Below are 2,327 nucleotides of genomic sequence, written 5' to 3'. Positions count from 1 at the left end.
GCCAAGATCGGCTGTTGCGAATCGAGTGGCGCCGGATGGGAGCGAGGTCTGACGATGCAGGACGCAGCCGATGTCGACATCCTTGAGCCCGACGCGCCGCCGAGACGGAGGCGTTGGTGGTGGGCCGTCGGCGGCGGGGTGCTGCTTCTGCTGCTCGCCGCTGTGGCCGCCAGCGTGTATTTCCTGGTGCCGGGAATGCAAGGCTCCGAGCCAGAGAACACGGCGAAGTACTTTCCCGAGGACACCGCGATCTACAGCTGGGCAACGTTCTCACCGGGCATCGGCCAAGGCGCTGAGATGCGCGAGCTGTGGAACCGCCTAGAGGAGTTGCCCGGGTTCAAGGACGCGGTTGACGGCCTGCTCGAGGACGCCGAAGCAGAGACCGGCATCGACTTCGAGCAGCAAGTGCTGCCGTGGATCGGACCCGATGTGTCGGTGGGCGTGCTCAACCTCGGCGCAGGAAGCCAGGCAGGCGAGCTGGTGGCGCTCATCGGCGTGCGGGACCACGGTGCCGCATCTGCCTTTGTGCGCGACCTATCGGGCAACGCGCAGCAGGACTGGGTATCGCTCCAGCGCGACAACAACATCCACGGATTCGAGGTGCGAACCGACTGGGGCACCGGGGTAGGGCTCGCGCTGTCGAGCGACTGGCTCGTGCTGGCCAGTTCCGAGGATGCGTTGAACGATGTTGTGGAACTCATGGCGACGCCGGAACAGCGGTCTCTGGCGGACAGCGACAGGTTCCGGCGAGCCCGTGCCGCGATGAGGGATGAACGGGCCATGTCGGCATATCTCGACCTGGAAGCCGTTGTGGGGTTGGCCTCAGAGCTGTCCGGCATCGGTGAGGTCGCGGTGCCGCCGCTCGATCATGACGATCGGAGGGGGGCGGTGCCGGTGACAGTCGGCGACGCGGTGCCGGGCGCACTGGACTCCGTGGACGAAGCGGACATCTTGGTGTTCGACGGCGAGGCGGGCACGCAGTATCAGATCGATGTGGCGCTCGGAACGCTGTTCGACTCCGTGGCGACGCTGTACGACGCCGACGGCATCGCATTGGCTCAGAACGACGACCTCGGCCTGTCGTTGGCGTCACGCATTGTCTGGCTCGCCGAGCACTCTGGGCCTTACTACGTCGTGGTGGAGGGCTACGCCGGCGATACGGGCTCCTACACACTTGCCGTCAACGCAGACACAGAGACCGCCGACGCAGCCGCTGACACTATCGGGGATTCGGACGTACCCGACTGGATGGCCCTGTCGGTCGGCTTCGTCGACTTGGGCATCGTCATCGAGTGGGCCAGCCCTCTCGGCTCCAGCACCTTCGCCGACATCGCCCTCGACGATGAGCCTGCGGCACTGCTTCCCGATGACACCGTGTTCTTCGGTGCTGCTGCATTCGAACCAGACATGGACCGCTGGCGGACCGAACTGAGCACGTACACCGTGGCCGACGTCCTGGGCGCCGACGTGGCCAACGAACTTGCCGTCGAGACTGGCCTCGAAGCCGATTCCACACTGGCCGAACTGTTGGATGACGTTGCCGAAGTGATCGACGGCGAGATCGGCATCAGCCTGGAGGAAGACCTCTTCGACCTCCTCGGCGGTCAGGCGCTGATAGGCGTTCGCGACTTCGACCTCGAGCGATTCGCAGACCCTGACGGCTATGCAATCGACGCCATAGCCGCGGTGTCCTACATCCCCGGCGGCGAGGAAGGCCTGAGGCGCACAGTCGACAAGCTCGTGGACCGGCTCGAAGAGGCTTGGGGAGTGAGCTTCCCGGCCAAGGCGCCGAAGGACATCGGCGCCGACCATGAAGCCGTGACATTCGGCGGCGCAGACTTCGAAGACGCCGCGGCATACTCGCCGGCTTATGTCTTCCACGACGGCTACATGACCGTCGCTACCACCGAGCGTGCGCTGCAGTCGATCGTGGACGCGCAGAAAGGCACTCGAGGCACCCTCGCGGAGACTCGGGAGTATCGGCGGGTCCGTGACAGTCTTCCCGACACCTTGGACTTCCTCGTGTACATCGATCTGCACCGCATCATTGCCGGGCTCGACCCCGATGCGATCGACCTCGATCCAGACCTCTATCACGTACTCGAGAGTGTGTTCGGCGCAGTCGCCGTAGGCGCCTCGTCGGACGACGACTACGCGCGGGCCTCCCTGGTGATGACCCTGTTCCCGCAATAGCGGCGCGGTCGCGTGGGCGGGGCGCCGGAGCCGTACGGCGTCACGGCCGAATCGGACGGCGCCACGGTTCGTGTCTAGCGTGTCCACGCTGGCCGGGATGTACATGCCAGGGTTCGCCCGGGCCGCAAACGGGG

General features: G+C 65.6%; 1 protein-coding gene. It reads left to right on the top strand.

The genetic code is table 11. From position 1 onward, the window contains the following. Nucleotides 1-2,193 (top strand): DUF3352 domain-containing protein (locus tag OXG30_04550; GenBank protein ID MCY4134169.1); only part of this gene is annotated, 2,193 nt, incomplete at its 5' end. Between the last annotated feature and the right edge of the window lie 134 nt (nucleotides 2,194-2,327).

This window comes from bacterium, assembly GCA_026708015.1.
GTDB lineage: Bacteria > Actinomycetota > Acidimicrobiia > Acidimicrobiales > Bin134 > Poriferisocius.
This window is presented reverse-complemented; position numbering and strand designations above follow the sequence as displayed.